This window comes from Curtobacterium sp. MCBD17_035 (assembly GCF_003234815.2).
Classification (GTDB): Bacteria; Actinomycetota; Actinomycetes; order Actinomycetales; family Microbacteriaceae; genus Curtobacterium.
The window spans coordinates 824,454-848,706 of sequence record NZ_CP126279.1; the positions used below are offsets into that span (position 1 = coordinate 824,454).

24 protein-coding genes and 2 tRNA genes are annotated in these 24,253 nt (G+C 71.3%); 16 read left to right on the top strand and 10 right to left on the bottom strand.

Annotated elements, in window-relative coordinates:
• Positions 1-8: 8 nt before the first annotated feature.
• The 5 genes from DEI93_RS03995 (at position 9) to DEI93_RS04015 (ending at position 5,709) form a co-directional block, all read left to right on the top strand.
• Positions 9-563, top strand: a complete 555-nt coding sequence (locus DEI93_RS03995) for a GbsR/MarR family transcriptional regulator (protein ID WP_181434902.1) — start codon at positions 9-11, stop codon at positions 561-563.
• The gene (locus DEI93_RS04000; protein WP_111119796.1) at positions 560-2,236 is read left to right on the top strand and encodes a dipeptide ABC transporter ATP-binding protein; all 1,677 of its coding nucleotides are present in this window, start codon (positions 560-562) and stop codon (positions 2,234-2,236) included. Before DEI93_RS03995 ends, DEI93_RS04000 begins: the two co-directional genes overlap by 4 nt.
• Before the next feature lie 272 nt (positions 2,237-2,508).
• A complete protein-coding gene (locus DEI93_RS04005) occupies positions 2,509-4,107 on the top strand; it encodes a sensor histidine kinase (RefSeq protein WP_111119795.1) in 1,599 nt (532 codons plus the stop codon).
• A 17-nt stretch (positions 4,108-4,124) separates the two neighbouring features.
• Entirely contained in the window at positions 4,125-4,787 is a 663-nt protein-coding gene (locus DEI93_RS04010) for a response regulator transcription factor (protein ID WP_111119794.1), read from the top strand.
• Between the two features lie 7 nt (positions 4,788-4,794).
• Positions 4,795-5,709, top strand: a complete 915-nt coding sequence (locus DEI93_RS04015) for an EamA family transporter (protein ID WP_111119793.1) — start codon at positions 4,795-4,797, stop codon at positions 5,707-5,709.
• Between the two features lie 28 nt (positions 5,710-5,737).
• On the opposite strand, the gene DEI93_RS04020 is transcribed toward DEI93_RS04015, so the two are convergent.
• From DEI93_RS04020 to DEI93_RS04030, 3 genes are all read right to left on the bottom strand, one after another.
• Entirely contained in the window at positions 5,738-5,893 is a 156-nt protein-coding gene (locus tag DEI93_RS04020; protein WP_181434930.1) for a hypothetical protein, read from the bottom strand.
• A 177-nt stretch (positions 5,894-6,070) separates the two neighbouring features.
• Entirely contained in the window at positions 6,071-6,397 is a 327-nt protein-coding gene (locus DEI93_RS04025) for a hypothetical protein (RefSeq protein ID WP_111011015.1), read from the bottom strand.
• A gap of 89 nt (positions 6,398-6,486) precedes the next feature.
• Entirely contained in the window at positions 6,487-6,840 is a 354-nt protein-coding gene (locus tag DEI93_RS04030) for a hypothetical protein (RefSeq protein ID WP_111011016.1), read from the bottom strand.
• A gap of 95 nt (positions 6,841-6,935) precedes the next feature.
• On the opposite strand from DEI93_RS04030, the gene DEI93_RS04035 reads away from it, so the two are divergent.
• On the top strand, positions 6,936-7,247 hold the full coding sequence (locus DEI93_RS04035; RefSeq protein WP_111011017.1) for a DUF7882 family protein: 312 nt from the start codon (positions 6,936-6,938) through the stop codon (positions 7,245-7,247).
• Complete coding sequence (locus DEI93_RS04040; protein ID WP_111119792.1) at positions 7,244-7,567, top strand: hypothetical protein; 324 nt, start codon at positions 7,244-7,246, stop codon at positions 7,565-7,567. Before DEI93_RS04035 ends, DEI93_RS04040 begins: the two co-directional genes overlap by 4 nt.
• Here the strand turns inward: DEI93_RS04040 and DEI93_RS04045 are convergent.
• Positions 7,536-7,609, bottom strand: a tRNA-Gly gene (locus DEI93_RS04045). The two genes, DEI93_RS04040 and DEI93_RS04045, sit on opposite strands and share 32 nt — an antisense overlap.
• A 78-nt stretch (positions 7,610-7,687) precedes the next feature.
• Between DEI93_RS04045 and DEI93_RS04050 the strand changes: the two genes are divergently transcribed.
• From DEI93_RS04050 to DEI93_RS04070, 5 genes are all read left to right on the top strand, one after another.
• Positions 7,688-8,044 carry a hypothetical protein gene (locus tag DEI93_RS04050; protein ID WP_146244407.1) on the top strand — a complete coding sequence of 119 codons (357 nt, stop codon included), beginning with the start codon at positions 7,688-7,690 and terminating at the stop codon, positions 8,042-8,044.
• A 136-nt stretch (positions 8,045-8,180) separates the two neighbouring features.
• A tRNA-Pro gene (locus DEI93_RS04055) sits at positions 8,181-8,257 on the top strand.
• 35 nt (positions 8,258-8,292) lie between these two features.
• Positions 8,293-9,612, top strand: coding sequence for a trigger factor (gene tig, locus DEI93_RS04060; RefSeq protein WP_111119790.1), 1,320 nt, complete (start codon positions 8,293-8,295; stop codon positions 9,610-9,612).
• A gap of 217 nt (positions 9,613-9,829) precedes the next feature.
• The gene (locus DEI93_RS04065; RefSeq protein WP_111011021.1) at positions 9,830-10,456 is read left to right on the top strand and encodes an ATP-dependent Clp protease proteolytic subunit; all 627 of its coding nucleotides are present in this window, start codon (positions 9,830-9,832) and stop codon (positions 10,454-10,456) included.
• Between the two features lie 27 nt (positions 10,457-10,483).
• Positions 10,484-11,143: an ATP-dependent Clp protease proteolytic subunit gene (locus DEI93_RS04070; RefSeq protein WP_111011022.1), complete on the top strand. Its 660-nt coding sequence runs from the start codon at positions 10,484-10,486 to the stop codon at positions 11,141-11,143.
• 256 nt (positions 11,144-11,399) lie between these two features.
• On the opposite strand, the gene DEI93_RS04075 is transcribed toward DEI93_RS04070, so the two are convergent.
• Both DEI93_RS04075 and DEI93_RS04080 read right to left on the bottom strand, forming a co-directional pair.
• Positions 11,400-12,131 (bottom strand): copper resistance CopC family protein, encoded by a 732-nt coding sequence (locus DEI93_RS04075; protein WP_111119788.1) that lies wholly within the window; start codon positions 12,129-12,131, stop codon positions 11,400-11,402.
• Positions 12,128-12,895, bottom strand: a complete 768-nt coding sequence (locus DEI93_RS04080) for a YcnI family copper-binding membrane protein (RefSeq protein ID WP_111119787.1) — start codon at positions 12,893-12,895, stop codon at positions 12,128-12,130. Before DEI93_RS04080 ends, DEI93_RS04075 begins: the two co-directional genes overlap by 4 nt.
• Positions 12,896-13,101: 206 nt before the next feature.
• On the opposite strand from DEI93_RS04080, the gene clpX reads away from it, so the two are divergent.
• Positions 13,102-14,382 (top strand): ATP-dependent Clp protease ATP-binding subunit ClpX, encoded by a 1,281-nt coding sequence (gene clpX, locus DEI93_RS04085; protein WP_111011025.1) that lies wholly within the window; start codon positions 13,102-13,104, stop codon positions 14,380-14,382.
• 137 nt (positions 14,383-14,519) lie between these two features.
• Here clpX and DEI93_RS04090 read toward each other — a convergent pair whose 3' ends face one another.
• Together DEI93_RS04090 and DEI93_RS04095 are read right to left on the bottom strand one after the other, a co-directional pair.
• Entirely contained in the window at positions 14,520-16,544 is a 2,025-nt protein-coding gene (locus DEI93_RS04090) for a M3 family metallopeptidase (RefSeq protein WP_111119786.1), read from the bottom strand.
• Positions 16,545-16,602: 58 nt separating this feature from the next.
• Complete coding sequence (locus DEI93_RS04095; protein ID WP_111011027.1) at positions 16,603-17,193, bottom strand: TetR/AcrR family transcriptional regulator; 591 nt, start codon at positions 17,191-17,193, stop codon at positions 16,603-16,605.
• A 211-nt stretch (positions 17,194-17,404) separates the two neighbouring features.
• Here DEI93_RS04095 and DEI93_RS04100 point away from each other — a divergent pair, with 211 nt between their 5' ends.
• A complete protein-coding gene (locus tag DEI93_RS04100) occupies positions 17,405-18,241 on the top strand; it encodes an alpha/beta fold hydrolase (protein WP_111119785.1) in 837 nt (278 codons plus the stop codon).
• Between the two features lie 170 nt (positions 18,242-18,411).
• Positions 18,412-19,455, top strand: coding sequence for an SDR family oxidoreductase (locus DEI93_RS04105; RefSeq protein ID WP_258372238.1), 1,044 nt, complete (start codon positions 18,412-18,414; stop codon positions 19,453-19,455).
• Between the two features lie 52 nt (positions 19,456-19,507).
• Here DEI93_RS04105 and DEI93_RS04110 read toward each other — a convergent pair whose 3' ends face one another.
• Both DEI93_RS04110 and valS read right to left on the bottom strand, forming a co-directional pair.
• On the bottom strand, positions 19,508-19,753 hold the full coding sequence (locus tag DEI93_RS04110) for a hypothetical protein (RefSeq protein ID WP_111119864.1): 246 nt from the start codon (positions 19,751-19,753) through the stop codon (positions 19,508-19,510).
• Positions 19,754-19,849: 96 nt separating this feature from the next.
• Entirely contained in the window at positions 19,850-22,444 is a 2,595-nt protein-coding gene (gene valS, locus DEI93_RS04115; protein ID WP_111013920.1) for a valine--tRNA ligase, read from the bottom strand.
• Between the two features lie 234 nt (positions 22,445-22,678).
• On the opposite strand from valS, the gene DEI93_RS04120 reads away from it, so the two are divergent.
• Complete coding sequence (locus tag DEI93_RS04120; protein ID WP_111119784.1) at positions 22,679-24,253, top strand: MFS transporter; 1,575 nt, start codon at positions 22,679-22,681, stop codon at positions 24,251-24,253.

Consider the following 24,253-nt stretch of genomic DNA (forward strand, 5'->3'; position numbering starts at 1 on the left):
GGACACGGATGAGCACGGACGAGCGGACCCCCGCCGACGCCACCGGTGTCGGCCCCGTCCTCGACCCCGCCCGCCAGGCGTTCGTCGAGGAGTTCGCGATCATGCTCCAGGGGTCGGGGTTCCCGCTCATGGACGGACGGGTGCTCGCGTACCTCATCATGACGCGCGCGCCGTACTCGTCGTCGGCGGACATCGCGGCCGGGCTCGAGGCGAGTTCCGGCGCGGTGTCGATGGCCACGCGGCACCTCGTCGTGTCGGGGTTCATCAAGCGGCACTTCGTCCCGGGCGAGCGCAGCCACTACTTCCGCGCCGAGAACGACGTGTGGGGGAGCTGGCTCGCGGGGGAGCGTCGCTACCTCGACCGCGAGCGCGACGTGATCGAGCAGGGTCTCGCGGCACTCGGCGACTCGGACGACCCCGCCGACGCACCGATCCGCGAACGCCTGGTCAACGGACGCGACTACATGACGTGGCTGCACAGCCACCACCGCAAGATGCTCGCGGAGTGGGAGGCGTTCAAGGCCGCCCGCGACGCCGGCACCGACCCCGAGGAGCGACCATGACGACACCGACCGCGTACGACACCGCGACGGACGCACCCGTCCTCGTCGTCGACGGCCTCACCGTCGCGTTCACGGTCGAGGACGAGGAGGTCGTCGCCGTCGACCACGCCTCGTTCACCGTCGGCCGCGGCGAGGTCGTCGCCGTCGTCGGGGAGTCGGGGTCGGGCAAGAGCATGACCGCCATGACGGTCATGGGCATCGCGCCCGAGGGAGCGCGGACGTCGGGAGCGGTCCGACTCGGCGATCTCGACGTCGTCGGCGCGGACGAGCCGACGCTCCGCCGGGTCCGTGGCCGGCGGGTGTCGATGATCTTCCAGGACCCGATGGCCGCGCTCAACCCGGTGTTCTCCATCGGGTTCCAGCTCGCCGAGGCGGTGCGCCGGGCCGACCCGGGCCTCCGCGACCGGGACGCCGTGCGCGTGCGGTGCGTCGAGCTGCTCCGCATGGTCGAGGTGCCGGACCCGGAGCACCGGATCCGGCAGTACCCCCACGAACTGTCCGGGGGCCAGTGCCAGCGCGTCATGATCGCGATGGCGCTCGCCGCGGACCCGGACCTCCTCATCGCGGACGAACCGACGACGGCGCTCGACGTGACGGTGCAGGCCGAGGTGCTCGACGTCCTCCGCCGGCTCCGCGCACGCACCGGGGCGAGCATCCTGCTCATCACCCACGACATGGGCGTCGTGGCGGACCTGGCCGACCGCGTCGTCGTGATGCGCAACGGGCGCGTGGTCGAGACCGGCGACGTCGCGGACGTCTTCCACCACCCCGCCGCCGAGTACACGCGTGAGCTGCTCGCCGCCGTCCCGCGCATGGGCGAGACCGGCCGGGAGGCCGTGCCCACCGCCACCACGCCCGTCCCGGACGCGGTCCTCGCGGTCCGCGGCCTCGTGGTCGAGTACGGCAGTCGCCTCCGCGGGCGGTTCCGGGCGGTCGACGACGTCACGTTCACGGTGGGGCGTGGTGAGATCGTCGGCCTGGTCGGGGAGTCCGGCAGCGGCAAGACCACGATCGGACGGGCCGCGGTGGGACTCGCACCCATCACCGCCGGCACGGTCACGGTCGTGGGGACGGACGTCGGGACGGCGCGTCGTGCCGACCGGCGTGCGATGCGTCGGCGGGTCGGCGTCGTGTTCCAGAACCCGATGCTCTCGCTCAACCCCCGGTACACGGTCGCGCAGACGATCGCCGAGCCGCTCCGCCACATCCTCGGGCTGGACCCCGCGGAAGTCGACGTGCGCGTCGACCGACTGCTCACCGACGTCGGGCTCGGCCCCGGGTGGCGACACCGGTACCCGCACGAGCTCTCGGGCGGGCAGCGGCAGCGGATCGCGATCGCCCGCGCGGTGGCGCTCGATCCGGCACTCCTCATCGCCGACGAGCCGACGAGCGCCCTCGACGTGTCCGTGCAGGCGCGGGTGCTCGACGTGTTCCGCGAACTGCAGGAGCGCCTGGGGTTCGCCTGCCTCTTCGTGACCCACGACCTCGCCGTCGTCGACTCGCTCTGCGACCGCGTCGTCGTGCTCAACCACGGGCGGCTGGTGGAGTCGGGGACCCGCGAACGCATCCTCCGCTCGCCCGAGGACGCGTACACCCGCCGGCTCATCGCGGCCGCTCCCGTGCCTGACCCGATCGAGCAGGCCGCCCGGCGGGAGGCCCGTCTGGCCAGCTGACCGTCCCCTCCCGCGCGCCCCGCTCGTTCCCGACACTCCCGCGGTCGTCCGACGAGGCATGGTCGATCCGTGCGGAAGCGCCCCGTACAGCGGTACGTGACGACGATCCAGGTGTCGCACGACGACGGCCACGTCGGAACCAGGCGGAAGGGGGACCGGGTGGGTCTGCCCGGAGGGTGGGACTACCCGGAGGGTCGGAGGGGGACAACCCCACCACGGGGCCGGGAGCGGGCAGGATGGGGCGCGGGCCCGCCGACCGCGAGGCTCGATCCATGACCGAAACAGCTCGCATCGACACCGCGGAGACCGTGCCCATGCCCTCCGACCAGCTCCCGTCGGCCGCGTCGGGCGGCGTGCCCGCGTCCGGCAGCGCGCCCGCGTCCGCTCCCGGCCGCATACCCGGGACCCGACTCGGCGACGTCCCCCCGTCCGGCCCGGACGACGGCGCCGTCCCGCCCGGCGGTGGGGGTGGTGGCGACGGCACCCCGCGCCGCTCCTTCTACCGGGACGCCTGGAGGCACGTCCCCCGCGACTTCGGGTACCTCGCGTTCACGGCGCTGCTCCTCGGCACCGTGTACTCCGTGTTCCCCCTCGTGATCCTGCACGGGACCGCCGGGCAGGTGCTCAACCCGATCTCGCTCGTGCTGTTCCTGGCGTCGCTGTTCGTCGCGCGATGGCTCGGCGCGTTCGAGCAGCTCCGGATGAGCTGGGCCGAGCCCGAGCGCTTCCGCCCCGTCGACTGGACACCGCGGTGGCGACAGAACTGGTTCCTCCGGATCGTGTCGGCCGTGGCGAACCCGCACTACTGGCTGTACCTGCTGCACGCGGTCGTCGTCTACCCGCTCGTCGCGTGCATCACGATCGGCGCCGGTGCCACCCTCGTCGCCGGCGTCGTGGCCCCGGTCGGCGCCGGGTTCGCCGCCATCACCCACGGGTGGCAGATCAACCAGTACCTCGCCCATCAGGGGATCGGCCAGACCTGGCCCTGGGTGGTCGGCGCGATCGCGTGCGCGGTGTCGGTGACGGCAGCGGTCCTCCTGTTCCCGCTGTGGACCCGCGGCGCGGTGCTCGCGCACTACTGGGTGGACCGAGCACTCCTCGGCGGCTTCCGGTCCGAGGTGCTGCAGCAGCGCGTCGTCGGGCTGCAGGCGTCGCGGGCCGGTGCCGTCACCGCCGAGGGCCAGGCGCTCCGTCAGATCGAGCGTGACCTGCACGACGGACCGCAGCAGCGGCTCGTCCGGCTGCGGATGGACCTCGCGGCGGCCGAGCGCGCGTTCGAGCGTGACCCCGAGCGTGCCCGCGGGCTCATGGCCGAGGCGTCCGGGCACGCGAAGGACGCCCTCGACGAGCTCCGTGCGCTGTCCCGGGGGTTCGCGCCGCCGATCCTGCTCGACCGCGGGCTCGTCGCGGCACTCGAGGCGCTCGTGTCCCGGACGCCCTTGCCCGTCGACCTCGACGTGCGGCTGCCGGACGGGTTCGTGCTGCCGACCGAGATCGAGCGCAACCTGTACTTCACGGTGAGCGAGCTCCTGACGAACACCACGAAGCACGCGGAGGCGTCCTCCGCCGAGGTCTCGATCACCCTGACGTCCGACGCCGACGGTCAGCCGGTGCTCGAACTCCGGGTCCGGGACGACGGCCGGGGTGGTGCCGCCGTGCAGGAGGGCCACGGGATCCTCGGGCTCATGGGGCGGATGCGCGCGCTCGACGGCGAGCTGTCGGTGTCGAGCCCGGCGGGTGGCCCGACCGACGCCGTGGCGCGGATCCCGCTCGGCGCGCTGCGGGGTACGCCGACGACGATGCCGGGAGGCCCGTCCTCGTCCACCACAGGTCCGGTCGCGCCCGCCGCGGGACCGACCGCGGCGCCGTGACGGCTAGCATCGAGCGCATGACCGACGGCCCGGATGCACCTCGCATCCGGGCCGTCGTCGTCGACGACGCGGTCCTCCTGCGCGAAGGCCTCACGCGCGTCCTCGACGAGGCCGGGATCGCGGTCGTCGCGCAGTACGGTGACGCGGTGACGTTCCTCGCGAGCCTGCCGGAGGTCCGACCGGACGTCGTCGTGATGGACGTCCGCATGCCGCCGAGCTACACGGACGAGGGTGTGCGCGCCGCGGTCGCGGCCCGTCGCATGGTGCCGGGCATCGGGGTGCTCCTCCTCTCGCAGTACGTCGAGGCGTCGTACGCCGAGGAGCTCCTGGCGGACGGATCGAGCGGGCTCGGCTACCTGCTCAAGGACCGCGTCACGCGCCTCGACGAGATCGACGACGCGATCCGGCGCATCGCGAGCGGCGGAACGGTGCTCGATCCCGAGGTCGTGACGGAGCTCATGGGGCGTCGGCGTGACCCGCTCGCCGCCCTGACACCGCGCGAGCGGGACGTCCTCGCGCTCATGGCCGAGGGGCGCTCGAACGCCGCGATCGCACGCACCCTCGTGATCGGGACCGGCGCCGTCGAGAAGCACGTGTCGAACATCTTCGCCAAGCTCGGACTCGAGGACACCGGCGACGACCACCGTCGTGTCCTCGCCGTCCTCGCGTCCCTGCGATGAGGCACCGATGAGCGCGCCGACCCCGGCCCGGGACGGTGACCGCGCGGCACGCGTCCCGGCGCCCGCGCTCGCCGTCGCCGCCATGGTGTCGGTGCAACTCGGCGCGGCGATCGCGAAGACCCACTTCGACGTCGTCGGGTCCGTCGGTGCGGCCGTGCTCCGTCTGACGATCGGCGCCGTCGTGTTCGCCCTCGTGGTGCGGCCGGCGGTGCGGTCGTGGGACCGCGCGCAGTGGCTCGGCGCCCTCGGGCTCGGTCTCGCGCTCGGCGGCATGAACGTCTGCATCTACGTCGCGTTCGCGAGCATCCCGATCGGCATCGCGGTGACGGTGGAGTTCCTCGGGCCGCTCGCGCTCTCGCTCGTGTACACCCGGCGATGGCGCGACGTGGTCTGGGCCGCGCTCGCACTCGCCGGCGTCGTGCTGCTCGGTGTCGGCGCGTCCGGTCCCGCCGCGGTCGCGGGGTTCGTGTTCGCCGTCGTCGCCGCGGTGTGCTGGGCGGCGTACATCGTGCTCAACCGGCACGTCGGCGCGCGGATCCCCGGGGTGGACGGTCTGAGCGTCTCGCTCGTCGTCGCGATGCTCGTCGCCCTCCCGGTCGGTGCGGGCGCCGCCGTGCACGGTGTCCGAGCGGATCCGGTGCTGCTGCTCGTGTTCGGCGCCGTGGCCGTGCTGTCGAGCGTCCTGCCCTACGCCCTCGAGATGCAGGCGCTCCGGACGTTGCCCCCGCGGGTGTTCGGGGTGCTCCAGAGTCTCGGGCCGGCCATCGCAGCGCTCGCCGGGTTCGCGATCGCGGGCGAGGCCCTGTCGGCGCGGGAGCTCGTCGCGCTGGCCTGCGTGACGCTGGCGAGCATCGGCGTCACCGTGAGCGGCCGACGGGAGCGCGGGAGGAGCTCACCGGTACCCGACGCGCCGCCCGCTTGACGGGCCTCCCGGCCCGCGCCGGGGCCGGTCAGTCCTCGGACACGAGGAAGTCCGCGTACGTCGGCTCGGTCTGGTCCGGGGCGAGGAGCGACGGGTCGTTGACGCGCTGCTCGACGTAGGCCGCGATGACCTCGGGCGGGGTGAGGACGTGGGACATCCAGGAGGGGACGTCGGTCTTCTTCATCTGCCCTCCCGTGGTCGATGCGGCCGGCACTGGTCCGTCCGTCCAATCCTTCGCGCGCTGAAATGTTCAACGACGTGCGATTCGCTGAACGATCCTCTGTATGGGCAGGGCTGTCAATGCGGTCGCGTCAGAATGTCCGCTTCACGCGGTCCATGCGTCCGCGGCGTCGTTGGATGGTCACCATCGGTCGTCCGCCACCCGGCGCGTCCGGCGGTCGTCCTCGCGGAGGGTGCGGTGCTTGACGGCGGATCGCCAGACCCAGGCCTCGGCCGGATGACCGAACTGCGCCCACTCCACGAGGACGGCGTCGACGGTCCAGCTGCGGGCGAACGCCTTGACCCGGACGTGGAACGACGGGAACTGGATCCACGCCCACACCGGGATCGGCGTGACGGCGTGGCAGGGATCGCCGCCCCGGGCGTCCTCCGACAGCGAGAACGCGTCGGGGCGCGGCGACTCGGGGTGCTCCGGTGGTGACCACCGGTCCTCACGTCGCCGTCCCATACCCCTATTCGAACGTCTGTTCGAACCCGGCGTCAAGTCGAGCGGCGCGTCCCGGCTCGGCTGCGCGTCCGGTACGCCCTCGGCCGACCCTACGTGGCGTCGTAGTCCAGGTCGACGAGGAAACTGAGGTCCTGCACGTCGGTCATCTCGGCGGGCCACTCCGGCCGGCTCGGTTGCAGGGACATCGTCCCCCGCTCGAGGCGCTCGATGACCTCCTGGTCGAGCGGTTCGTCCGGGCTCTCGAGGACCGGTGTCGAGAAGATCTGGCTCGCGGGCCCGATGAGCAGGTGGGCGTACGCCCTGCTGCCGCCGTCCGTGACGACCGGGATCTGGACGACGTCGGCGACGCCCGCCACGGCGAGTGCCCGGGCGTACCGGAGGAGGGCCTTGCACGTGCTGTCGCCGGTCATGACGTACCCCCCGGCGTAGTGGATGCGTCGCATGATGCCAGCGTGGTCGTTCCGGTCTGGGTACGCTGACAGGACAGGCGTTGGGCTCCCTGGTGGCGATTCCAGGAGCCGGATCGGAGGCTGGTCCCATGGGCAGGATGATCTACAACAGCTCGTACACCGTGGACTTCGAGGACCGCCTGCTCGCGCACCTGCAGATCGTGATCGCGACGAAGCTGCGCCGCGGCGAGTCGTTCATGTTCTCCTGGAAGGACGACCGCGACGTCGGGAACGGTCGGACCGCGATCTGGCTCGACCGGACCGTGCCCCTCGTCATCCGCTACTCGGGCAGTCGCCCGCCGACCATCAACCGCGAGTGGGTCGAGGCGTTGGCCCAGGCAGCCGGGTCACCCGGCGGACTGCGCATCGTCCCCGAGCCCTCGGAAGGGACCCCGGCATGATCCGGACCATCGTCATCTACGACGGGATCGAGTACACGATCTCGAAGGAGGGGCCCGACGCGGTGCGGGAGCGGATCCGGACGGCCCTCGCATCCGACGGCCTCATGTGGCTCGAGGTGAACCGTGGCGACGGCCGGCCGACTCCGGCCCTGCTGCTCGTGTCCCGGAGTTCGACCATCGCACTCGTCGCCGACCGTGATGCATCGGACGACGGCGATCCGGTGCGGTACCGGCTCGAGGAGGACGAGCACCTGCTCGGCACGGTGGACGACGTCGGGTCGGGTCACGTGGAGGGGATGACGGGAATCGAACCCGCGTAGCCAGTTTGGAAGACTGGGGCTCTACCATTGAGCTACATCCCCGTGCGGCACCGCAGCGTCGCCCTCCGATGGTAGCGGACGGGCCGGGTCGCCACGCACACCGCGCCTACACTCGGCGACGTGCGGGTACCCCGGGTCGCGACCACCAGCCACGATCCGCTCGTGCGGCGTTCGCGCCTGGTCTCCTACGTCCTCGTCGCCGTCGGCGTCGTCGTCCTGTCGTTCGCGCCGTCGGTCGTCGGCGGTCGGGTGGGAGAGCCGCTGCACGTGCTCCTGCACGTCGTCCGCCCGATCGTCGCGGTGGCGCTGTTCGCGGCCGCGGTGCTCGTCCAGGTCGCCGTGGGCGTCCGCTGGCGGCGCCGGCTCCTGCGGGACGCCGCGGACGACGGCCGCCAGGACCGCAGGACCGGTCGCGGGCAGGACGCCGCCACCGACGGCCGGGAGGACCGGGGCGCGCTGCCACCGCCGCCCGCGTGACGCGGGTGCCCACCGCCTCCACGGCCGCTGGGAGGGCCGGGAACGCGGCGCTCGCGTGCCGCTAGACTCGTCGGGATCGATCGCGGTCGGGTCCGTCCTGCCCGCGCTCGTTGCACGACCCTGGCCCGGCAACGACCGGGGCGTAGCTCAGCTTGGTAGAGCGCCCGCTTTGGGAGCGGGAGGTCGCAGGTTCAAATCCTGTCGCCCCGACCAGGTCACACCATCGTCAACCTCAGGAGAACACACCCTTGGTCACCAGCACCGTCGACAAGTTGAGCCCCACCCGGGTCAAGCTCACCGTGAACGTGACGCCGGACGAGCTCAAGCCGAGCATCGACCACGCGTACAAGCACATCGCCGAGCAGATCAACATCCCCGGCTTCCGGAAGGGCAAGGTGCCGCCGGCCATCGTCGACCAGCGCGTCGGCCGCCCGGAGATCCTGAACCACGCCGTCGGGGACGCCATCGACACCTTCTACCGCCAGGCGGTCGAGGAGAACGAGCTCCGCGTGCTCGGTCGCGCCGAGGCCGACATCGCCGAGCTCCCGAGCGTCAAGGACTTCTCCGGCGACCTCGTCCTCACGTTCGAGGTCGACGTCCGTCCCGAGTTCGACCTCCCCGACTACGAGGGCCTCGAGCTCACGGTCGACGCGGTCGACGTCACCGACGACGAGATCGAGGAGGAGCTCCAGAACCTCCGCACGCGCTTCGGCACGCTCGTCACGGTCGACCGCCCCGCCACCGCGGGCGACTTCGCCCAGCTCGACCTCACCGCGACCATCGGCGACGAAGAAGTCGACTCGGCCACGGGCGTCTCGTACGAGATCGGCTCCGGCGACCTCATCGAGGGCATCGACGACGCCCTCGAGACCCTGACCGCAGGCGAGTCCACCACCTTCGAGTCGAAGCTCCTCGGTGGCGACCACGAGGGCGAGACCGCCCAGATCGCCGTGACGCTCACGGCCGTCAAGGAGCGCGAGCTGCCCGAGGCCGACGACGAGTTCGCCCAGATCGCGAGCCAGTTCGACACGATCGACGAGCTCAAGGCGGACCTCAAGGAGCAGATCGCCAAGTCGAAGACCTTCGGCCAGGGCGCCGCGGCCCGCGACCAGCTCGTCGAGAAGCTCCTCGACAGCGTCGAGATCCCGATCTCGCAGCAGCTCATCGACGACGAGGTCCACCGTCACCTCGAGCAGGAGAACCGCCTCGAGGACGACGAGCACCGCGCCGAGGTCGCCGAGTCCAGCGAGAAGGCGTTCAAGTCGCAGCTGCTCCTCGACGCGGTCGCCGAGCAGGAGCAGGTCCAGGTCAGCCAGGAGGAGCTGACCCAGTACCTGATCCAGGCCGCCGCGCAGTACGGCATGGAGCCGGGCGAGTTCATCAAGGTGATCGACCAGAACGGCCAGATCCCGGGCATGGTCGGCGAGGTCGCCCGTTCCAAGGCGATCGCGACCGTGCTCGCCAAGGCGAAGGTCGTCGACACGAACGGCAACCCGGTCGACCTGTCCGCGTTCACCGCGGGCGTCGCGCAGGAGCCGGCGACGGACGACGAGGCCGACGCCGAGTGAGCCGACCTGACTGACCGACCTCGCAGGCTCGGTCGGCGCCGCGCAACGCTGGCGCGTCGCACCTGCGAAGAGCGCGCACGGGAGGCCCGGGACCAGCTGGTCCCGGGCCTCCCGTGCGTCGTTCCCGGCCCTGGTATTGCCGACAGCGAACTCGGGAGATGCGCCGCGTTGCACCCGATAGGTTCGACGACAAGCGACAACTGAACGGGAGCTACACATGGCCGAAGCGACACTGAACCCCAGTGTTTTTGACCGTCTTCTGAGGGACCGGATCGTCTGGCTCGGCTCCGAGGTCCGTGACGACAACTCGAACGAGATCGCTGCGAAGCTGCTGCTGCTCGCGGCGGAGGACCCCGAGAAGGACATCTACCTCTACATCAACTCGCCCGGTGGTTCGATCACCGCCGGCATGGCCATCTACGACACGATGCAGTTCGTCCCGAACGACATCGTCACCGTCGGTATCGGGCTCGCCGCCTCGATGGGGCAGTTCCTGCTCTCGTCCGGCACCCCGGGCAAGCGCTACATCACCCCGAACGCCCGCGTGCTCCTGCACCAGCCGTCCGGTGGCTTCGGCGGGACCGCCGCCGACATCCAGACCCAGGCCAAGGTCATCCTCGACATGAAGCAGCGCATGGCGGAACTCACCGCCGAGCAGACCGGCAAGTCGATCGAGCAGATCCTCAAGGACAACGACCGCGACAACTGGTTCACCGCGCAGGAGGCCCTGGAGTACGGCTTCGTCGACCACCTCCGTGCGATGTCCAGTGAGGTCATCGGTGGCGGCGGGACGGTCGGCGACGGCGAGACCGAGACCCCGGCCGCGGCGCCGTCCGCCGAGTAGCCCACCACCAAGAAAAGGAAATCGAGAATGCATCTCCCCATGCTCGGTGGCGCGCAGAACGTCCCCGCACCCTCCGACCGCTACATCCTCCCGAGCTTCGAGGAGCGCACCGCCTACGGCTACAAGCGCCAGGACCCGTATGCCAAGCTCTTCGAGGACCGCATCGTGTTCCTCGGCGTGCAGGTGGACGACGCCTCGGCCGACGACATCATGGCCCAGCTGCTCGTGCTCGAGTCGATGGACCCGGACCGCGACATCGTCATGTACATCAACTCGCCCGGTGGCTCGTTCACGGCCATGACGGCGATCTACGACACGATGCAGTACATCCGTCCGCAGATCCAGACGGTGTGCCTTGGTCAGGCCGCGTCCGCCGCGTCGGTGCTCCTGGCCGCCGGCACGCCGGGCAAGCGTCTCGCGCTGCCGAACGCCCGCGTGCTCATCCACCAGCCGGCAACCCAGCAGGGTGGCGGGCAGGCGTCGGACATCGAGATCCAGGCCGCGGAGATCCTCCGCATGCGCACCTGGCTCGAGGAGACCCTGTCCCGGCACTCGAACCGCACCCCGGAGCAGGTCAACCACGACATCGAGCGCGACAAGATCATGTCCGCGCAAGAGGCCGTCGAGTACGGGCTCATCGACCAGGTGCTGACCAGCCGCAAGTCGCTGCCGGCGCTCGTCAAGTAGTCCCGACAGACAGAGGGCCCCGACCGTTCTGGTCGGGGCCCTCCGTCGTGTCCGGCGGCTTGGTGGCCGCGCCTGCGCCGCTGGCGCGGCCTGCGGCCTGCGGCCTGCGGCCTGCGGCCTGCGGCCTGCGGCCGGCCTGCGGCCGGCCTGCGGCCTGCGGCCTGCGGCCGCCCACCCTTCCGCGAGATCGCAGTCGTTGCCGTTCTGGGTCTCCTCAGAACGGCAACGACTGCGATCTCGCGGCTGGGGGGTGCGGTCAGTCGCGTGCGTCGTCGGCGAGGTCGTCCTCGTCGTCGCGGCCGCGTCCGGCGGTCGCCGTCTCCACGGTGGATGCGGCAGGGCGGCGAAGCAGCAGCAGGACCACCACGACGAGCGCCACGAGCACGAGTCCACCCGCGCCGATCCAGATGGCGTCGCCCACGACGCCGCTGGAGCCACTGTCCGCGCTGCCCGTGCCGGTGTCGGACGCAGCGGCCGACGCGCCGGGCCCGGAGGCGCAGACCGGCGGCCGCGTGCTCCCCGTGGCGGGACGGAAGCCGGCCGGGGCCTCCCAGCGGAACCGGTACCGGTCCGACACCGTGTGGCCGTCGGCGCTGACGATCTGCCACTCGATCGTGTACTCGCCCGACCGTCCGAGCGCCGCCTTCGTCGTCATCGACGGGCCGTCCACGATGAGGCAGCCGTTCTCGTAGTACCGACCGCTCGGTCCGACGATCCGGTAGGCGAAGCCCGAGTTGGTGTCGCCGATGTCGAGCAGTCGATCGTTCGTCGTGATCTCGAACCGCTTCGGCAGTGAGGTCAGTGTGCCGTTGACGGTCGGCGTCGACGCGATCATGTAGTTGTGCGCGGAGGCCGGGGCCGCCAGTCCGAGGACGGCGCCTGCGGTGACCGCCACCGATGCCAGCGCGAGGGCGAGCGCGCGACGCGGCCCGGTCCTCCCGGCCGGCGATGCCGCGCCGGATCCGGTGCGGATGCGGCGGGCGCTCACCGGGGACGCCGCCGGGCCATGGCGGCCGCACTCACGACGCCCACCGCGCCGACGACGAGTCCGGCGATGCCGAGGCCCCGAGCGACGAGGTCGGTGTCCCCGTCGGAGGACCCGGTGCCGCTCGCCTGTGTGCCCGTGGTGTCGGTGCCGCTCGCGCTCCCCGTCGCCGCGTCGCTCGCGTGCTCCTGCGCGTGGTCGTCGTCGTCGTCCGCGCCCGGGATCGCCGCGGTCAGGGTGACGGCCGGTGCGGGGTGCTCGGGCTCGTCCTGGCCGGCCTTCTGCACCTGGTCCCACTCGGTCGATCCGGTGACGCATGTCTGGGTCACGGGGAACGCGACTATCGTGCCGGGCTTGCCGTCGGGCAGCGAGAGCGAGAGCTGGAAGGTGTCGCGCTCGTCCGCGGCCAGGGGCGTCGTCGCCGTGTAGGTGACGCTCGTCACGCGCGTCCCGGCGTCGGCGGGGTCCTCGTCGTCGCTCGCGGACTGCTTGCTCGTGTAGGGCTCCGTCGCCTTGGTGATCGTCCAGTTGGGATTCACCGTGGGCGTGACGTCGATGACCGACCGCGGAACGTGGAAGGTCAGCGCGGTGGTGGGGGAGCCGTCGCATCCGTGCGGGACCGAGAACGTCAGGGTCGTGTACGAGTCGGCGGCGGTGTCGGTGGCCGTCGCCTCGACGTGGGCGCTCGCGGCGGCGGCGGTCCCGAGGACGAGAGCGGCCGTGATGCCCACGGTGGCGGCGGTGCCCGCGACGAGGCGCTTGCGCATGGAGGTCCTTTCGCTTCTACAACTTGTAGAGTCCCGACGGCCACCGTAGTCCGAGGCGGTCCTGCGGCACAAACCGGCCACCCCGAGCGAACGCGTCGTGGATTGCGGCACGGCCGCGCCGTCAGTGTCGTCGGATGCGATTAGGCTCAACTCCACGACGACCTCGTGTGCCAGCCACCGGTGCGCGACGACCAAGGAGGCCTCGCATGGCACGCATCGGAGAGAGCGCCGATCTCCTCAAGTGCTCCTTCTGCGGCAAGAGCCAGAAGCAGGTGCAGCAGCTCATCGCGGGCCCGGGCGTGTACATCTGCGACGAGTGCGTCGAACTCTGCAACGAGATCATCGAGGAACGCCTCGCCGAGGCCGGCGAGGACACCGCGGACGGCGACTTCGACCTCCCCAAGCCGCGCGAGATCTTCGACTTCCTCGAGGAGTACGTCATCGGGCAGGACCCGGCCAAGCGTGCGCTGTCGGTCGCGGTCTACAACCACTACAAGCGCATCCGCGCTCAGGGTGCGATCACCGCGGCCGAGCACCGCGGCGACGACATCGAGATCGCCAAGTCGAACATCCTGCTCATCGGCCCGACGGGCTGTGGCAAGACCTACCTGGCGCAGACCCTGGCCAAGCGGCTCAACGTGCCGTTCGCGGTCGCGGACGCCACGGCGCTCACCGAGGCCGGCTACGTCGGCGAGGACGTCGAGAACATCCTGCTCAAGCTGATCCAGGCCGCCGACTACGACGTCAAGCGGGCCGAGACGGGGATCATCTACATCGACGAGGTCGACAAGATCGCCCGGAAGGCCGAGAACCCCTCGATCACGCGCGACGTCTCGGGCGAGGGCGTGCAGCAGGCGCTCCTCAAGATCCTCGAGGGCACGACGGCGTCGGTGCCGCCGCAGGGTGGGCGCAAGCACCCGCACCAGGAGTTCATCCAGATCGACACGACGAACGTGCTGTTCATCGTGGCCGGGGCGTTCGCCGGGCTCGAGGACATCATCTCGTCCCGCATCGGCAAGCGGGGCATCGGCTTCGGCGCACCGTTGCACAGCCCGCTCGACCAGACCGACGTCTACGGCGAGGTCCTGCCCGAGGACCTGCACAAGTTCGGCCTGATCCCGGAGTTCATCGGGCGCCTCCCCGTCGTGACCACCGTGACACCGCTCGACCAGGCCGCCCTCATGGAGATCCTGACCGAGCCGAAGAACGCGCTGGTCAAGCAGTACCAGCGGATGTTCCAGATCGACGGCGTCGAGCTCGAGTTCGACCGGCAGGCGCTCGAGGCGATCGCGGACCTCGCGGTGCTCCGCCAGACCGGTGCCCGTGGTCTTCGCGCCATCATGGAAGAAGTCCTCGGCCCGATCATGTTCGAGGTCCCCTCGGACGATGACGTCGCTCGCGTCGTCGTCACGCGGGAGTCCGTGCTCGAGAACGCCGCGCCGACGATCGTGCCGCGGGCGCGCAAGCGCGTCGAGAAGTCCGCGTAGCGCCGCTGCAACGCGGTCGGCGGACGTCTCGCTGGCCCGTTGAACACGCCCGTGCCGTTCGAACACCGCGATCCCGGTGTTCGAACGGCATCGCGGTGTTCGGAGCCCGGCGGCGCCCCGGCGCGACGTCGGCCGGCCTACTCGAGCCCGCGGCGGCGCAGCAGGGGACCGACCTCGGCGTCGCGGCCCCGGAACTCGCGGTAGGCCTCGAGCGGGTCGCGGGACCCTCCGACACCGAGGACGATCGAGGCGAACCGGCGTCCGGCCTCGCGTGACAGGCCGCCGTGCTCCCGGAACCACTCCACGGTGTCCGCGTCGAGCACCTCGCTCCAGATGTAGCCGTAGTAGCCCGCGTCGTACCCGCCCGAGAACGTGTGGGCGAAGTACGTCGACGAGTAGCGCGTGGGGACCGCGGGGACGGCGATGCCGGCGGCCTCGAGGGCGTCCTGCTCGAACGCCTCCACGTCGGTCACCGCCGCGGCCTCCGCGGAGCTGAGGCGGTGCCAGGCCTGGTCGAGCATCGCGGCAGCGAGGTACTCGGTCGTGGCGAAGCCCTCGTTGAACCCCTCGGAGTCGCTGAGGCCGAGCACGAGTTCCGCGGGCATGGGCTCGCCGGTCTCGTGGTGTCGGGCGTAGTTCACCAGGACCTCGGGCCAGTTGAGCCACATCTCGTTGACCTGGCTCGGGAACTCGACGAAGTCGCGCTCGACGCTCGTGCCCGAGAACCGCGGGTACGTCGTCCGCGCGACGAGGCCGTGCAGCGCGTGCCCGAACTCGTGGAACAGCGTGGTGACCTCGTCCTGGGTCAGGAGTGTGGGGGACCCGGCGGCGGGCTTCGGCACGTTGAGGTTGTTGACGACGACGGGCAGGGTGCCGATCAGGGCCGACTGCTCGACGATCGGGTTCATCCACGCACCGCCGCGCTTGCCGTCGCGCGTGTACAGGTCGAGCAGGTAGAGGCCGACCGACGCGCCCTGTTCGTCCGTGACCTCGAACACCCGGACCTCGTCGTTGTAGCCGTGCAGGTCGGGCCGCTCGGCGAACGACAGGCCGTACAGGGCGTTCGCCGCGTGGAACACACCGTCGTGCAGCACGCGCTCCGCCTCGAAGTACGCGCGCATCGCGGTCGCGTCGACCGCGAACTGCTGGGCGCGGAGGATCTCGGTCGCGTACGCCCAGTCGTGCGCCTCGACCTCGTGGCCGAGCACCCGCGCCCGGACCTCGCGCTCGTCCCGGGCGTTCGCGGCGGCGGCGGGCGCGAGCGACGTCAGGAGGCCGTCCACCGCCTCCGGCGTCCCTGCGGTCTCGTCGGCGGTCACGGCGGCGGCGTGGTTCGGGAACCCGAGGAGTTCCGCGCGCTCGGCACGGAGCCGGACGATGCGGAGCACGAGGTCCCGGTTGTCCCAGTCGTTGCCCCGCCGACCCCGCTGCAGCGAGGCGTCCATGATGCGGGCCCGGACCGCTCGGTCCGTCAGCGTCGCCAGGTAGGGGTGCCCGGTGAACAGCGGCAGGGTGATGAGCCAGCCGTCCAGGCCGCGCGCCTCGGCGGCCCCGCGGGTCGCGGACCGGGCACCGTCATCGAGGCCGTCGAGCTCCGCCTCGTCGGTGATGTGCACGGCGAGGTCGTTGGTGTCGTCGAGCAGGTTGCGCTCGAACCGTGTCGTGAGCGTCGAGAGCTCCTGGTTCAGCGCGGTCAGGCGCTCCTTGCCGGATGCGTCGAGCCCCGCACCGGCCAGGGTCATCTCGGTGTGGGTCCGCTCCACGAGGCGGAGGTCCTCGCCGGTCAGGCCGAGGTCCTCGCGGGCGTCGTGCACGGCGGCGACCCGCTCGTACAGCCGGCTGTCGAGGGTGATCGCGTCGCGGTGGGCGGCCAGCAGCGGCGAGATCTCGGCTTCGAGGTCGTGGATCTCGGCGGTCGAGTCCGCCGAGGCGACGGTGAAGAAGGCCATGGACACGCGCGCCAGGAGCTGCCCGGACCGCTCGAGGGCGACGAGCGTGTTGTCGAACGTCGGGGACTCCGGGTCCGTCGCGATCGCCTCGACCTCTGCACGCTGCTCGCGCATGCCCTGGTCGAACGCGGGGCGGTAGTGCTCGAGCCGGACCTCGGTGAACGGGGGGAGCGCGTACGGGAGGGTGCTCGGGGCGTCGAAGGGCGTGGCCATGTCCACCACCCTAGGACCGGGGGTGCGGGGACGCCCGGGGGTGGGCCTCCCGGCCGGTTCAGCGGGTGGCGACTGCGGCGTCGACGAGCGTGGCGGCGGCGCGTCGGGCGTGGACGGCGGCGTCGGCGGTGCCGGCGATCGCCGCGGTGGTCTGGGCGCCCTCGGCGAGCAGTGCGAGCTGGGCGGCGAGCTCCTCGGCGTGGGCGTGGTCGAGCCCGATGGTGGCGGTGAGCCCGGCGATGTACCGCTGGAAGGACTCCTTGTGTCGCCGCGCCATGTCCGCGATCGCAGGGGAGGTCGCGCCGAGTTCCCCGAAGGCGTTGATGAACCCGCACCCGCGGAACGAGCTGTCGGCGAACCACGCCTCGAGGTAGTCGTAGACGGCGAGGAGCTTCGCTCGGGGCCCGTCGGCGGCGTCGACGGCGGCGCTGACCCCGCGCTCCCACATGTCGTGCCGGCCGGCGAGGACGGCGACGACGAGGTCCTCCTTGCCGGGGAACTCCTTGTAGAGGCGTTTCAGCGACACGTTCGCGGCCGAGCGAACGGCGTCCATGCCGACCGACTGGATGCCACGTCGGTAGAACAGCTCGTCGGCAGCGGCGATGATGCCGGCCCGGGTGTCGTCCTGCTCGACGGTGACGGTGCTCATGTCTGGTTCCTCTGGTCCTCGGTCGTGGCAGCGGAGGAGCTGCGGCGGGATGGTGTCGACGTCCCCCGTTCGGAGCAGTACCTGCGAGTCGGCTGAGACCGGCTTGCGCGGAGAACGCTCGTTCTCTACTGTAGCGGACATCGGCGGAGAACGATCGTTCTCCACCGGACCGGACCGAGAGACGGCCCGGACGACGAAGGGATGTAGGACGATGAGCACCATCACGGTCGGGACCGAGAACAGCATCGACATCGAGCTCCACTACGAGGACAAGGGCACGGGCCAGCCGGTCGTGCTCATCCACGGCTTCCCGCTCGACGGCAACTCGTGGGAGGGCCAGGTGCCCGCGCTCCTCCAGGCGGGCTACCGCGTCATCACGTACGACCGCCGCGGGTTCGGGCAGTCCTCGCAGCCGTCGACCGGGTACGACTACGACACGTTCGCGGCGGACCTCAACGTCGTCATGGAGACCCTCGACCTGCACGACGCGATCCTCGTCGGCTTCTCGATGGGCACCGGCGAGGTCGCCCGGTACATCGCCACCTACGGTTCCGGGCGCGTCGCGAAGGCCGCGTTCCTCGCGTCGCTCGAGCCGTACCTCGCGGTGACCGACGACAACCCGGACGGAGCGGCGCCGATGTCCTTCTTCGAGGGGATCGCCGAGACCGTCGCGCAGGACCGTTACGCGTACTTCACCGCCTTCTACCAGGACTTCTTCAACCTCGACGAGAACCTGGGCAGCCGCATCAGCGAGGAGGCGGTCCGCAACGCGTGGAACGTGGCCGCCGGTTCCGGGGCCATCGCGTCCGCGGCCGCGCCCCTGACCTGGCCGACCGACTTCCGCGCGGACATCCCCCAGGTGGACGTCCCCGCGCTCATCGTGCACGGCACCGGCGACCGCATCCTGCCGATCGACGCCACCGGTCGGCGCTTCGCCGGGGCGCTGCCGTCGGCGGACTACGTCGAGATCGAAGGCGCGCCGCACGGGCTCCTCACGACCCACACCGCGGAGGTGAACGAGGCCCTGCTCGCCTTCCTCCGCAAGTAGGCCCGGCGCAGCACCAGCCCGCTCCTCTCGCACCCCGCCCTCCGATCCGGCAGGGTGGTGGCCGCAGGGCGATGCCCCGCTCCACTCCGGAGCGGGGCATCGCCGTGTCCGGCGCTCGCGGCTCGCGAACGGCCGTCGCTGGGAACGACGGCCACCCGGAGGGCGTACCAGTGGACCGTCAGGAGACGGGGACGTCCCGCTCCGCCGAGCGCACCGGGAGGCGCACCATGGGCAAGCGGAACCGCACGATCGTCATCACGGGGGCGTCCAGCGGCATTGGTCGGGCCACGGCGCTCCGGTTCGCCCGTGCGGGTGACGCGGTCGTCCTCGCCGCCCGTCGTCCCGCCGCCCTGGAGGCCGTGGCCGCCGAGTGCCGTGCGCTCGGTGGCGAGGCGCTCGCCGTGCCGACCGACACGAGCGACGAGACCGCCGTGCTCCGCCTGGCAGCGGAGGCCGTCCGCCGGTTCGGACGCATCGACGTGTGGATCAACGACGCCGCCATCTCGTCGTTCTCGCCGTTCCTGCAGATGCCGATGGACGAGTTCCGCCGCGTGATGGACGTCAACGTCATGGGGTACGTGTACGGCGCACGCGCGGCCCTCGAGGTCATGGAGCGGCAGGGGCGTGGCGTGCTCGTCAACGTGTCGTCCATCGTGGGCGAGGTCCCGCAGCCGTACACCGCGCCCTACGGCATGTCGAAGGCGGCGGTCCGTGCCCTCGGCGTGAGCCTCCGGTCCGAGCTCATGCTCCGCGGCAAGAAGCGCATCCACGTCGTCACGGTCCTGCCGCCCACCGTGGACACGCCGTTCTTCCGGCACAGCGCGAACCACACCGGCCGCAAGATCGTCGCGCTGCCGCCGGTCTACGGTGTCGACAAGGTCGCGCGCGCGGTCGTCCGCGCGGCCGACGCGCCCGGCAAGGCGACCGAGATCGCGATCGGAGGTGCCGGCAAGGCGTTCGTGCAGCAGCACCGCATGACCCCGGCCGCGGTCGAGGCGCAGATGGCGATCCAGACCGACAAGACGCACCTGTCGCGCCACGAGCACGTCCCCGACAACCAGGGCACGATCTTCACCCCGTCGTCCGACCCGCGGGACGCGACGGCGGATGGCGGGTGGCACGGCGGACGGCGTACCGCGAGCCGCAACGTGATGGGCTGGGCGCTCGTCGGCGCGATCGCGGTGTTCGTCGGACGGCGTCTCCGCGCGCGCTGACCAGCCCCGCCTGGCTGCCTGCCCGGCCCGGCCGAGACCGGGCTGGGTCCGCTCAGGGCTCCTCGTCGTGGGGTGGCGTCGTCACGGCCTGCCCGAGCGGGTCGAGGTGGATCCGCGTCCCGTCGTCGAGCTCGGCGATCGGTCGGCGCTCGAGCCACGTCAGGGTCCAGCGCCACGTCGAGGCGTCGACCCCCTCGTCGGCGAGTTCCTCCTCGACCGTCCGGACCGCGACGAGCATCGCCTCCGGCAGGGCGGCCGGTGGCTCCTGCCCGACGCTCCATCGTGTGCCCAGCTGCATGCGTGCCTCCAGTCCGTCCCAGTCCGATCCGAGATCGCAGTCGTTGCCGTTCTGATCGAACCAGAACGGCAACGACTGCGATCTCGCGGAGGGGGGTCAGACCGCGGGCTGCTCCTCGAGCTCGATCTCGACGACGCTGAGCTCCGCGCCCTCCGCGAACGCCAGGTTCCGGATCCGCCCGACCGCGGCGAGGTCCGGCGCGGCCTGCTCGATGAGCGCCCGCACCGGCTCGGGAGCCGCGACGACCGCCCGCGTGACGGGCGTCTTCTGCGACGCCTTCGCCGCCGTCTTCGCCCCGCGGATGCCGATGAGCGCCTGCCCGACGGCCTCGAGCAGCCCGGACTCGTCGGCGTCGACCGGCAGGTCGGCCGGGGTCGGCCAGGAGGCCCGGTGCACCGATCCGTCGTGCGTCCAGGCCCACACTTCCTCCGTTGCGAACGGGAGGAACGGTGCGAGCAGGCGGGTCAGCACGTCCATCGCGGCGCGGAGCGCGAGCACCGCCGAGGCCTGCGTCTCGTGGGTGGCCTCGTCGGCGGTGCCGTACGCGCGCTCCTTGACGAGCTCGAGGTAGTCGTCGCAGAACGTCCAGAAGAACCGCTCGGTGACCTCGAGCGCGCGGGCGTGGTCGTACTGCTCGAACGCGGTCGTGGCCTGCTCGACGACCGAGCGGAGCGCGGCGAGCATGTCCACGTCGAGCGCCTCGGTGACGCTGTGCGCACCGACGGGCAGCTCGAAGCCGTGCACGAACTTCGCGGCGTTGAGCACCTTGATCGCCAGGCGTCGACCGACCTTGATCTGCTTGGGGTTCTGCGGGTCGAACGCCGCGTCGGTGCCGAGACGCGAGGACGCCGCCCAGTACCGGACCGCGTCGGCGCCGTGCTGCTCGAGCATGTCGATGGGCGTGACGACGTTGCCCTTCGACTTCGACATCTTCTTGCGGTCCGGGTCGACGATGAACCCCGAGATCGAGGCGTTCGCCCACGGGGCGACGCCGTCCTCGAGCTGGGCCCGGAGCGCGGTCGTGAACAGCCAGGTCCGGATGATGTCCTGGCCCTGCGGACGGACGTCGTACGGGTAGACGATCCCGAACAGGTCGGGGTCCCGCTCCCACCCGCCGGCGAGCTGCGGGGTCAGGGACGACGTCGCCCACGTGTCCATGACGTCGACCTCGCCGATGAACCCGCCGGGGACGCCGCGCTGGTCGGCGGAGTAGCCGGGAGCCGGGTCGGACGACGGGTCCACGGGGAGCTGGTCCTCGGTCGGGGTGATCACCTGGTCGAACACGGGGTTGCCGTCGGCGTCGAGCGGGTACCAGACGGGGAGCGGCACACCGAAGAACCGCTGCCGCGACACGAGCCAGTCGCCGGACAGGCCGTTCACCCAGTTCTCGTACCGGACGCGCATGAAGTCCGGGTGGAACGCGATCTGCTGACCGCGCTCGACGAGGGTGTCCTTGAGCTGCTGGTCGCGCGACCCGTTGACGATGTACCACTGCCGCGTCGACACGATCTCGAGCGGCTTGTCGCCCTTCTCGAAGAACTTGACCGGGTGCGTGATCTTCTTGACGTCGCCGATGAGCTCGCCCGATTCGGTGAGCGCGTCGACGACGACCTGCTTGGCGCTGAACACGGTCTTGCCGGCCATCTCGGCGTACACGGCCAGGCCGCGCTCCGAGGTGATGACGTCGGGCGCCTGTGACACGATGCGGCCGTCGAACCCGATCACCGAGCGGTTCGGCAGCTGCAGCTCGCGCCACCAGACGACATCCGTCGTGTCGCCGAAGGTGCAGATCATCGCGATGCCGGCGCCCTTGTCCTGCTGTGCCAGGTGGTGTGCGAGCACCGGGACCTCGACGTCGAACAGCGGGGAGCGCACGGTCGTCCCGAACAGGTCCTGGAACCGTTCGTCGTCCGGGTGTGCGACGAGTGCGACGCACGCGGGGAGCAGCTCCGGCCGGGTCGTCTGGATCACGACGTCGCCGCTGCCGTCGGTCTTGTGGAACGCGATGCCGTGGTACGCGCCGGGCTGGTCCCGGTCCTCCAGTTCGGCCTGCGCGACCGCCGTGCGGAACGTGACGTCCCACAGGGTCGGTGCGTCCGCCTGGTAGGCCTCGCCGCGGGCGAGGTTCCGCAGGAACGCCTTCTGCGCGATCGCCTGCGATTCGTCGCCGATCGTCCGGTACGACTGCGTCCAGTCGACCGACAGGCCGAGGGTGCGCCACACGTGCTCGAACTGCTGCTCGTCCTCGACGGTCAGGCGTTCGCACAGCTCGATGAAGTTGCGGCGCGAGATCGGGACCTGGTCGGCGGCCTTGGTGCTCTTGCCGTCGCCGCCCTCGAACGGTGGCGTGAAGGACGCGTCGTAGGGGAGCGACGGGTCGCAGCGGACGCCGTAGTAGTTCTGCACGCGGCGTTCCGTCGGCAGGCCGTTGTCGTCCCAGCCCATCGGGTAGAACACGCGCTTGCCGCGCATGCGCTCGAACCGCGCCTTGACGTCGGTGTGGGTGTAGCTGAACACGTGCCCGATGTGCAGCGAGCCGGACGCCGTGGGCGGCGGGGTGTCGATCGAGTAGACGTCGGCGCGGGTCGCACCATCGCGGTCGAACCGGTAGGTGCCGTCGGTCTCCCACTGCGGGCCCCAGACCTGCTCGAGGCCGTCCACCGAGGGCTTGTCGGGCATGGGCTTGGTCATGGCTGCACCTTCCGGTCGATGTGTGCGGCACCGAGTCCGTGATGAGGTGCCTGAGTGTTCCGCGCGCTGCGGGTCGGGACAAGGGTACCGGGGCCGGGAGGGTCGGACCAGTCGTCGCCACACGGCGACCACGACAGGCGAGGCGCACACCCTGAGCGGTGAGGACGCGCACGGGCCCACCGATACGGCACTCTGGTACGTGACATTCCACGACGCCCGGGAGGACCAGGACCAGTGACCGCGCCATCGAACGACACCACGACGTCCCGACCGCGCCGCAGGGGAGCGCCGGACCTCGTCCGGTCCGCCCGGCGCCGCCTGACCGCGGACGACGTGACGGTCGTCGACGGTCCGCTGCTCAAGCGCGCGGTCACCGCGGCGGCGCTGGGCAACGCGATGGAGTGGTTCGACTTCGGCGTCTTCGCCTACCTCGCCACGACGATCGGGCAGGTGTTCTTCCCGTCGGCGGACCCGACGGCCAGCACGATCTCGGCGTTCGCGACGTTCACCGCCGCGTTCCTGGTCCGACCGCTCGGCGGCGTGGTGTTCGGTCCGCTCGGGGACCGGATCGGGCGGCAGCGGGTGCTCGCGCTGACGATGGTGCTCATGGCGGCCGGGACCTTCGCCATCGGGCTGGTGCCCGGGTACGACCGGATCGGGCTGTGGGGTGCGGTCCTCCTCTTGCTCGCCCGGCTGTTGCAGGGATTCTCGACGGGCGGTGAGTACGGCGGGGCGGCGACGTTCATCGCCGAGTACGCACCGGACCGGTGCCGTGGCGCCCTCGGCGCCTGGCTCGAGTTCGGGACGCTCGGCGGGTACGTGCTCGGCGCCGGGCTCGTGACGGCCCTCCAGGCGACGCTGTCGGACGACGCGCTGCTCGCGTGGGGGTGGCGGGTCCCGTTCCTCGTGGCGGGTCCGCTCGGGGTCATCGGGCTGTACCTGCGTCTCCGGCTCGAGGAGACGCCCGCGTTCCGACGACAGCAGGCCGCGCTCGCCGAACGCGAGGCGGAACGGACCCCGGTCGTGCGCCTGCTCGCCGAACACTGGCGGCCGCTGCTCGTGTGCATCGGGCTGGTGCTCGTGTTCAACGTCACCGACTACATGCTGTTGTCCTACATGCCGACCTACCTGACCGAGACGCTCGGCAGCGACGCCACCGACGGCCTCGTGCTCGTCATCGTCGTGATGGTCGTCATGATGGCGGTGATCGGGCTCGGCGGCCGGCTGTCCGATCGGTTCGGACGGCGCCCCGTGCTCTTCGCGGGCTGCATCGGCTTCATCGTCCTGTCGTGGCCGGCCCTCGCCCTCGTGCAGACCGCAGACCCGTGGCTCGGGTTCTGCGGACTGCTGCTCATGGGACTCGTGCTCGTGACGTTCACGTCGACCATGCCGTCGACGCTGCCCGCGCTGTTCCCGACCGCCGTCCGCTACGGCGCGCTCGCGATCGCGTTCAACGTCTCGGTGTCGTTGTTCGGCGGGACGACACCACTGGCGACCGAGGCGCTCGTCGCGGCCGCGCACGACGCCGGCCTGCCGTGGGCGGACGACGTGCCCGCGCTGTACCTCGTCGTCGCCGCGGTGATCGGGCTGGTGGCGGTGGCCTGCACCACCGAGACTGCACAGGAGCCGCTGCTCGGCTCGGGGCCCACCGTGACCACCGAGGCCGAGGCGTCCGCCGTCATCGAGCAGTACGCCGACCCGACGAGCGCGTTCTCGCGCACGAGCTGGGCGCAGGACTTCGCCACGAGTCAGATCCCGGTGGTGGGGGAGCAGGACGACCCACGCGACCGCCCTCGGTCCGTTCGGTAG

What these genes read in the sequence shown, in the direction of transcription:
- DEI93_RS04090 (WP_111119786.1), bottom strand. Translation starts at nt 16,544, where the DNA reads ATGGCCACGCCCTTCGACGCCCCGAGCACCCTCCCGTACGCGCTCCCC.
- DEI93_RS04070 (WP_111011022.1), top strand. Translation starts at nt 10,484, where the DNA reads ATGCATCTCCCCATGCTCGGTGGCGCGCAGAACGTCCCCGCACCCTCC.
- DEI93_RS04065 (WP_111011021.1), top strand. Translation starts at nt 9,830, where the DNA reads ATGGCCGAAGCGACACTGAACCCCAGTGTTTTTGACCGTCTTCTGAGG.
- DEI93_RS04110 (WP_111119864.1), bottom strand. Translation starts at nt 19,753, where the DNA reads ATGCAGCTGGGCACACGATGGAGCGTCGGGCAGGAGCCACCGGCCGCC.
- DEI93_RS03995 (WP_181434902.1), top strand. Translation starts at nt 9, where the DNA reads ATGAGCACGGACGAGCGGACCCCCGCCGACGCCACCGGTGTCGGCCCC.
- DEI93_RS04010 (WP_111119794.1), top strand. Translation starts at nt 4,125, where the DNA reads ATGACCGACGGCCCGGATGCACCTCGCATCCGGGCCGTCGTCGTCGAC.
- valS (WP_111013920.1), bottom strand. Translation starts at nt 22,444, where the DNA reads ATGACCAAGCCCATGCCCGACAAGCCCTCGGTGGACGGCCTCGAGCAG.
- DEI93_RS04035 (WP_111011017.1), top strand. Translation starts at nt 6,936, where the DNA reads ATGGGCAGGATGATCTACAACAGCTCGTACACCGTGGACTTCGAGGAC.
- DEI93_RS04005 (WP_111119795.1), top strand. Translation starts at nt 2,509, where the DNA reads ATGACCGAAACAGCTCGCATCGACACCGCGGAGACCGTGCCCATGCCC.
- DEI93_RS04100 (WP_111119785.1), top strand. Translation starts at nt 17,405, where the DNA reads ATGAGCACCATCACGGTCGGGACCGAGAACAGCATCGACATCGAGCTC.
- DEI93_RS04080 (WP_111119787.1), bottom strand. Translation starts at nt 12,895, where the DNA reads ATGCGCAAGCGCCTCGTCGCGGGCACCGCCGCCACCGTGGGCATCACG.
- DEI93_RS04000 (WP_111119796.1), top strand. Translation starts at nt 560, where the DNA reads ATGACGACACCGACCGCGTACGACACCGCGACGGACGCACCCGTCCTC.
- DEI93_RS04015 (WP_111119793.1), top strand. Translation starts at nt 4,795, where the DNA reads ATGAGCGCGCCGACCCCGGCCCGGGACGGTGACCGCGCGGCACGCGTC.
- DEI93_RS04095 (WP_111011027.1), bottom strand. Translation starts at nt 17,193, where the DNA reads ATGAGCACCGTCACCGTCGAGCAGGACGACACCCGGGCCGGCATCATC.
- DEI93_RS04020 (WP_181434930.1), bottom strand. Translation starts at nt 5,893, where the DNA reads ATGAAGAAGACCGACGTCCCCTCCTGGATGTCCCACGTCCTCACCCCG.
- DEI93_RS04030 (WP_111011016.1), bottom strand. Translation starts at nt 6,840, where the DNA reads ATGCGACGCATCCACTACGCCGGGGGGTACGTCATGACCGGCGACAGC.
- DEI93_RS04040 (WP_111119792.1), top strand. Translation starts at nt 7,244, where the DNA reads ATGATCCGGACCATCGTCATCTACGACGGGATCGAGTACACGATCTCG.
- DEI93_RS04025 (WP_111011015.1), bottom strand. Translation starts at nt 6,397, where the DNA reads ATGGGACGGCGACGTGAGGACCGGTGGTCACCACCGGAGCACCCCGAG.
- clpX (WP_111011025.1), top strand. Translation starts at nt 13,102, where the DNA reads ATGGCACGCATCGGAGAGAGCGCCGATCTCCTCAAGTGCTCCTTCTGC.